9 protein-coding genes are annotated in these 6292 nt (G+C 69.2%); 5 read left to right on the top strand and 4 right to left on the bottom strand.

Annotated elements, in window-relative coordinates:
* Both ENN83_RS14875 and lpdA read left to right on the top strand, forming a co-directional pair.
* The coding region (locus tag ENN83_RS14875; RefSeq protein WP_287188296.1) for an MAPEG family protein at positions 1–274 on the top strand (274 nt) is incomplete at its 5' end.
* Between the two features lie 148 nt (positions 275–422).
* Positions 423–1811 (top strand): dihydrolipoyl dehydrogenase, encoded by a 1389-nt coding sequence (gene lpdA, locus ENN83_RS14870; protein WP_287188294.1) that lies wholly within the window; start codon positions 423–425, stop codon positions 1809–1811.
* 7 nt (positions 1812–1818) lie between these two features.
* On the opposite strand, the gene ENN83_RS14865 is transcribed toward lpdA, so the two are convergent.
* Both ENN83_RS14865 and ENN83_RS14860 read right to left on the bottom strand, forming a co-directional pair.
* Entirely contained in the window at positions 1819–2469 is a 651-nt protein-coding gene (locus ENN83_RS14865; protein ID WP_287188292.1) for a GntR family transcriptional regulator, read from the bottom strand.
* A gap of 31 nt (positions 2470–2500) precedes the next feature.
* A complete protein-coding gene (locus ENN83_RS14860; RefSeq protein WP_287188290.1) occupies positions 2501–3193 on the bottom strand; it encodes a M48 family metallopeptidase in 693 nt (230 codons plus the stop codon).
* Between the two features lie 113 nt (positions 3194–3306).
* Here ENN83_RS14860 and ENN83_RS14855 point away from each other — a divergent pair, with 113 nt between their 5' ends.
* Positions 3307–3642 (top strand): TIGR02300 family protein, encoded by a 336-nt coding sequence (locus ENN83_RS14855; RefSeq protein WP_287188288.1) that lies wholly within the window; start codon positions 3307–3309, stop codon positions 3640–3642.
* Between the two features lie 177 nt (positions 3643–3819).
* Positions 3820–4530 carry a DUF5765 domain-containing protein gene (locus tag ENN83_RS14850; RefSeq protein WP_287188287.1) on the top strand — a complete coding sequence of 237 codons (711 nt, stop codon included), beginning with the start codon at positions 3820–3822 and terminating at the stop codon, positions 4528–4530.
* On the opposite strand, the gene ENN83_RS14845 is transcribed toward ENN83_RS14850, so the two are convergent.
* Positions 4527–4919 (bottom strand): c-type cytochrome, encoded by a 393-nt coding sequence (locus ENN83_RS14845; RefSeq protein WP_287188286.1) that lies wholly within the window; start codon positions 4917–4919, stop codon positions 4527–4529. The genes ENN83_RS14850 and ENN83_RS14845 overlap by 4 nt on opposite strands.
* A gap of 117 nt (positions 4920–5036) precedes the next feature.
* On the opposite strand from ENN83_RS14845, the gene ENN83_RS14840 reads away from it, so the two are divergent.
* Positions 5037–5993: a hypothetical protein gene (locus ENN83_RS14840; protein WP_287188285.1), complete on the top strand. Its 957-nt coding sequence runs from the start codon at positions 5037–5039 to the stop codon at positions 5991–5993.
* 14 nt (positions 5994–6007) lie between these two features.
* Here ENN83_RS14840 and ENN83_RS14835 read toward each other — a convergent pair.
* Positions 6008–6292: ATP-binding cassette domain-containing protein (locus ENN83_RS14835; protein ID WP_287188283.1), on the bottom strand; the 285-nt coding region annotated here is incomplete at its 5' end.

Raw genomic sequence — 6292 nt, 5'->3', positions numbered from 1 at the left:
GCCGCCCGAACGGCCGCTCTCGGCGCGCACCGCGCGGCTGCAACGCGCGCTGAACAACCATTTCGAGGCGCTGATCCTCTTCACCGCCGCCACCGTGCTGGTCACGCTCTCGGGCCAGTCCTCGCTCTTCACCGCGATCTGCGCCTTCATCTATCTCGGCGCGCGCATCCTCTATGTCCCGGCCTATGCGCTCGGCTGGACGCCCGGCCGCTCGATCCTCTGGGCCGTGGGCTTCCTCGCCACGCTGCTGATGACCCTGGCCGCGCTCCTGTGACTTCTTCTGGCCGGAAATATCCTCGGGGGGGGCCGCGCCAGGGGCGCGGCGGGGGGCAGACGGCCCCCCTGCCCCCGCCAGACACCCGAAAGAAGTCCGATGAAAGTCCGATCGAATTCCGACAGCCCGAACCGTCAAGGGAGACCCCATGGCAAGCTATGACGTGATCATCATCGGCGCCGGCCCCGGCGGCTATGTCTGCGCCATCCGCTGCGCGCAACTCGGCCTGAAAACCGCCTGCGTCGAGGGGCGCGAGACCTTGGGCGGCACCTGCCTCAACGTGGGCTGCATCCCCTCCAAGGCGCTGCTGCACGCCTCCCACCAACTCCATGAATCCCAACACAATTTCGAGAAGATGGGGCTGAAGGGCGCGGCACCCAAGGTCGACTGGCAACAGATGCTCGCCTACAAGGACGAGGTCATCGCCCAGAACACCAAGGGCATCGAATTCCTGTTCAAGAAGAACAAGATCGACTGGATCAAGGGCTGGGCCAGCATCCCCGAGCCCGGGCTGGTCACCGTCGGCGACGAGACCCACAAGGCGAAAAACATCGTGATCGCAACGGGTTCCGAACCTGCCACCCTTCCGGGGATCGAGATCGACGAAAAGATCATCGTCTCCTCGACCGGCGCGCTCAGCTTGCCGAAGATCCCGAAGAAACTGGTTGTGATCGGCGCAGGCGTAATCGGGCTGGAACTGGGCTCCGTCTATGCCCGTCTCGGCGCGCAGGTGACAGTGCTGGAATATCTCGACCAGATCACCCCCGGTCTGGATGCCGAGATCGCCCGCAGCTTCCGATCCATCCTGAAGAAACAAGGGCTTGAGATCATCACCGGCGCCGCCGTCCAATCCGCCGAGGCGCTGAAGACCAAGGCCAAGGTGACCTACAGGCTCCGCAAGGATGACAGCGAACACCAGCTGGATGCCGATGTGGTCCTCGTCGCCACGGGGCGCAAACCCTTCACCCAGGGCCTCGGCCTCGACGCGCTGGGGGTGGCGCTGACCCAACGCGGCCAGATCGCGACGGACGGCCGGTACAAGACCTCCGTCAACGGCCTATACGCCATCGGCGACGCGATCGAGGGGCCCATGCTCGCCCACAAGGCCGAGGACGAGGGCATGTCCGTCGCGGAAATCCTCGCGGGCCAGAAAGGCCATGTGAATTATGGGGTTATCCCCGGCGTGATCTATACCGCGCCCGAGGTGGCGACGGTCGGCGCGACCGAGGAAAGCCTGAAGGAATCGGGCCGGGCCTACAAGGTCGGCAAGTTCTCCTTCATGGGCAATGGCCGGGCCAAGGCGATGTTCGCCGCCAACGGCTTCGTGAAGATCCTGGCCGATGCGGAAACCGACCGCATCCTCGGCGCCCATATCCTCGGCCCCAATGCGGGCGAGCTGATCCACGAGATCTGCGTCGCGATGGAATTCGGCGCCTCTGCCGAAGACCTCGCCCGCACCTGCCACGCCCATCCCACCTGTTCCGAAGCGGTGCGCGAGGCCGCGCTCGCCTGCGGTGACGGGGCGATCCACAGCTAGGCCCCGCTCAGGCTGCCAGCATCCTCAGCCCCTGGGTCACGTCGGTCCGGATCGCCAGCCGCAGCGCGGGTTCATCGCCCGCCCTGAGCGCCGCCAGGATCATCCGGTGGTGCTGCGGCGGCTCGGTCCGGCCCAGGCGGCCGTAAAGCGCGCGCATGGTGGGGCCAAGCTGAAGCCAGACGGTTTCGGCCATGGCCAGCATGGCGGGCGCCTGCGCGCGCAGGTAAAGCGCGCGGTGGAACTCCAGATTGGTGCGGATGAAGCCCACCGCATCGCCCCACGCGACCACCTCGCCGATCTCGGCGTTGATCTTCTGCATCCGCTCGATCAGCGCCATATGCGCCCGCGGCAGGGCGCGGCTGGCCAGTTCCGGTTCCAGCAGGGCACGCAGCGCCGCCAGTTCCTCGATCCGCTCGTTCGACAACTCGGGCGTCGCGACCCGCCCCGAGGAGGACAGCGTCAGCGCGCCTTCGGCCACCAGTCGGCGCACCGCCTCGCGCGCGGGGGTCATCGACACGCCGAATTGCCGCCCGATACCGCGCAAGGTCAGCGCGGCCCCCGGGGTCAGTTCCCCGTGCATGATCTGGGCTCTGAGCGTGCGGTAAAGCCGGTCATGGGCCGCGGTGCCCGTCTCGCCCGGCCGGGTCTGGATCAGCATGGACCGACTGTGATCACGGGCGCGGCAAACGTCAATCGCCGAAGCGCACCCGATGCAGCGCCGCCCCGTTCGCGCGCAGCCAGGACCGCGGGGCGGCATAGTCGGGCATCAACCGGCGCACCACGGCCCAGTAGGCAGGAGAATGGTTCATCTCGGCCAGATGCGCGACCTCGTGGGCGGCGACGTAATCCAGCACCTGCGGCGGCGCCATGATGAGCCGCCAGGAAAACATCAGATCCCCCCGCGACGTGCACGACCCCCAGCGCGAGCGGGTGTCGCGCAGCGTCAGCCGCCCATAGGGGCGGCCCAAGGCGCCTGCGTGGCGATCCACCGCCTCGGCCAGCGCGGCCCGGGCCTCGGCCTTGAGGAAGGCCTGCACCCGGCCCGCCACGCCCGCCGCGGGGCCGGGCACCGCCAGCGCCTCGTCGATCAGGCGCGGCGCGCGGCCGGGTCCGGTCACGATGGGCAGCGCGCGGCCGCGGAACGGCACGGTTCCGCCCAGCGCAACGGCGTGATCATCGGGCCGTGCGGCCAGGTGGCCGCGGATCCAGCCCTCCTTTTCGCGCAGGAAGACCAGCCCCTCGGCGATCGGCGCGCGGCGGGGCAGGGTCAGCGTCACCCGCCCGTCAAGCTGCGAGATACGCAGCGAATAGCGCCGCGCCCGCGCCGACCGGCGCAGCGCGACCTCAAGCGGGGGATCGCCGGGAAGGCGCGTGCTGTCCATCTCTGCCTCGTCCGATTTCCCGCTTCAATAGCATCCCAAAAGGGCTTTGACACGTCGGGGGACTTGTGGCAGGTGGCTGCAACCGCAAAGACATCACCCCCGAGAGGACCTCCATGCCAAAGGATGAATGGGGCGTAAAGCGCGTTTGCCCGAGTTGCGCGACCCGCTTCTACGACCTTCAGCGCGATCCGATGACCTGCCCCGCCTGCGGGAACAGCTTCTCGCTGGAAAGCCTGACCGCGGGCAAGGGCAGAACGCTGCTGACCGAGAAGGCGGCGCCGGTCAAGGCCGTTGTCGACGACGACCTGGAAACCGATGATGCCGTGATCGACGACGACGACGAGTCCAGCGATGTCGATCTGGGCGACGACGTGTTGGACGACGATAACGACAGCGTGTCGCTGGACGATCTGACCGACATGTCCGCGGATGACGACGACGAGACGTGATGCGTCCTTGCCGCCATTCCGGCTGATCGCCGGGATGGCGGCCTTGCCCCGCCGGTGACCTGAAACCGCGCAGCGGCCGGGCGCCGGCATGGCGGCGGCACTGCCTCGCACAGTCCTGCTTTCCCTGGCCAAGCGGCCTTTCACGCGCTCAAATTCCGGCGAAATGCCAGGCGGCGCATGTGCTGGAATGCCGGAGTGCCCGTCGCGATGGCGGGGATCGGGGCCGCGGCCACGGTAATCGCGGCACGGCGGGGCGAGCCCACCGCGATCTGGGCGACGCTGGGCTTCTTCACCGCGATGGAGGGGTTGCAGGCCGCAGGCTACGGCGTGGTGGACCAGTGCGGCGACCCGGCGAACCGGGCGGTAACGTTGCTGTCCTATCCGCATATCGCGATCCAGCCCCTTTTCATCAATGCCTTCGCGATGGCGCTGGTGGCCCATGCGGTGCCCGCGCGCACCCGCCGCGCGGTCTGGGCGATCTGCTCGGCCTCGGCGGCGGTGATGGTGTTCCAGTTGGTACCGGTCGAGGCGCTGGGGCAATGCAGACCGGGCGAGGTGCTGTGCGGGCCGGGGCTGTGCACGATCTCGGGGGAATGGCATATCGGCTGGGAAGTGCCGCTGAACGGGCTGTTCACGCCGCTGTCGGACTGGCTGGGGTTTTCGGCGAATTTCCCGACCTACCTGTTCGCTGCCTTCGTGGTGACGCTGATCTACGGCTCATGGCGCTTCGTGATCTTTCACGCGCTGCTCGGACCGGTCCTTGCGAACCTGCTGACCGACAACCCCAACGAGATGCCCGCCGTGTGGTGCCTGTTCTCGATCGCGCTGGTGCTGGTGGCGATGAGCCCGGCGATCCGGCGGCAGGTGGCCGGACCCGCGGCGGCCTAGCGCTGGATGCTGTCCAGCCAGCGCGCGATGGCGGCGATCTCGGCGCTGGTGCGGATCTCCTCGCCCGTGGGGGCGGTCAGCGCGACCGCCTCGCCCCGCATCGAGAAGCCGAAGATCGGCATCGGCCCGCCATGGGCGGCAAGTTCGGTCCGCCCGTCGATGACGGCGATCACCCGTGCCAGCGGAAAGGCATTCCCTGCGCCCGCGGCCAGCAGGGTCAGATCGGGCATCGCCACCGTCAGGATCGAGGCCATCGGTCCGTCGCCGCGCGCGTCCAGCCCGTGGCAGGTCGCGCAATGGGCGCGAAAGAGCGCCACGCCCGACGGCGGCTCGGCCGCAAGCGGCGTGGCGCCAAGGCCAAGGGCAACCAGGACGGTCGGGAGGCGCATGGCAGGACTCCGAATTCTCTGCGCCCAGGCTATCCCGTGGCGTCGCCGCGACGCCTTGACCGGGATCAACCGCCGATCGGGCTTGACGATCCCCGGGCGCGCGTAGAGATTCGGAAAATGAACGGCGAATTGAGCGAACTGGAGCATCTGCTCGACGCAGCCGAACTGCTGCGGGCCATTCAGGCACGACGCCCCGCAATCGCGCAATTCCACAACGAGGAGGCCCTGTTCGCCGACGGGCGGATGGCCGCGTTCCGTGGCCGGTACAATGGCGCGGCCGTGGTGCTGACGCTGTTCCACGGCGAGGGTCACGTCGATCGGACACGCCGCCGCAAGCGCGAATTCGACCGGCTGGAGACGGCGCTGGCGGACGGGCGGTTCCGGATAGCGCCGCTTGTGGCCGCCTGGCCCGGCGAGGGCATCACGATGACCGCCGAGGTGACCGGCAGGGGGCTGGATGCCGAGATTGCGGCGGCAGAGCCCGCCGGGCGCGACGCGCTGGTCGGCGAGGCGGGCGAATGGCTTGCCACCGTGCTGGCCGGGGCGCACCGGCAGGCGGTCTTCGGCGGGCGGCACTGGGTGCGTAACGCGGCGCGGCAGCTGGCCCGGGTCGGCGGGGCCGAGGACCGGGCGCTGGCCCGGACGCTGGGCACGCGGCTTGAGGCGTTGCTGCCGACGGTCACGGGAACGACCGTGACCCAGGCCCTCATCCATGGCGATTTCCGGCCCTGCAATCTGGTGCGCAGCAGCGAGGCGCTGTGCGGGATCGGGATGGCAGGCGCGCAATGGATGCCGGTGGCCCGCGATCTCGCCCGGTTCCTGGTCGATCTGCACCTGACCCATCCCCGGCCGGGCGGGCGCCGCGCCTTCGGCATAGATGCGGGCGACCTGGACGCCCTGAGCGCCCCGCTGGCCCTGCTGGAGAGGCGCGAGCGGGCGCGCCTTCTGCCCTTCTTCATCGGGGTCGAACTGGCCGACAGCTTCGCGCAGGGGGCGCAGGAACCGGGCCGGTCCGAGGCGTTATGTGCGGCGGTGGCCCATTTCCTCGACGGTAACGGGCTGCCGCTGCTCTGACCGTGCGCGGCGGTTCAGACCAGCCGCCCTTCCTGTAGATGCAGCACGCGGTCCATGCGCGCGGCAAGTTCAAGGTTGTGGGTCGCGATGAGCGCGGCAAGTCCGGTGCCGCGCACCAGGTCCATCAGCGCGGCAAAGACCCGGTCCGAGGTGGCGGGGTCGAGATTCCCCGTGGGCTCGTCGGCCAGCAACAGCCGCGGTCGGTTGGCCAGCGCCCGGCAGACCGCGACGCGCTGCTGTTCGCCCCCCGACAGCGCCGCGGGGCGGTGATCGGCGCGCGCGCCCACCCCCATCCGGTC

Origin of the sequence: Rhodovulum sp. (assembly GCF_011048875.1) — a bacterium.
Classification (GTDB): Bacteria; Pseudomonadota; Alphaproteobacteria; order Rhodobacterales; family Rhodobacteraceae; genus Rhodovulum; species Rhodovulum tesquicola.
This window is presented reverse-complemented; position numbering and strand designations above follow the sequence as displayed.

What these genes read in the sequence shown, in the direction of transcription:
- lpdA (WP_287188294.1), top strand. Translation starts at nt 423, where the DNA reads ATGGCAAGCTATGACGTGATCATCATCGGCGCCGGCCCCGGCGGCTAT.
- ENN83_RS14865 (WP_287188292.1), bottom strand. Translation starts at nt 2,469, where the DNA reads ATGCTGATCCAGACCCGGCCGGGCGAGACGGGCACCGCGGCCCATGAC.
- ENN83_RS14860 (WP_287188290.1), bottom strand. Translation starts at nt 3,193, where the DNA reads ATGGACAGCACGCGCCTTCCCGGCGATCCCCCGCTTGAGGTCGCGCTG.
- ENN83_RS14855 (WP_287188288.1), top strand. Translation starts at nt 3,307, where the DNA reads ATGCCAAAGGATGAATGGGGCGTAAAGCGCGTTTGCCCGAGTTGCGCG.
- ENN83_RS14850 (WP_287188287.1), top strand. Translation starts at nt 3,820, where the DNA reads ATGTGCTGGAATGCCGGAGTGCCCGTCGCGATGGCGGGGATCGGGGCC.
- ENN83_RS14845 (WP_287188286.1), bottom strand. Translation starts at nt 4,919, where the DNA reads ATGCGCCTCCCGACCGTCCTGGTTGCCCTTGGCCTTGGCGCCACGCCG.
- ENN83_RS14840 (WP_287188285.1), top strand. Translation starts at nt 5,037, where the DNA reads ATGAACGGCGAATTGAGCGAACTGGAGCATCTGCTCGACGCAGCCGAA.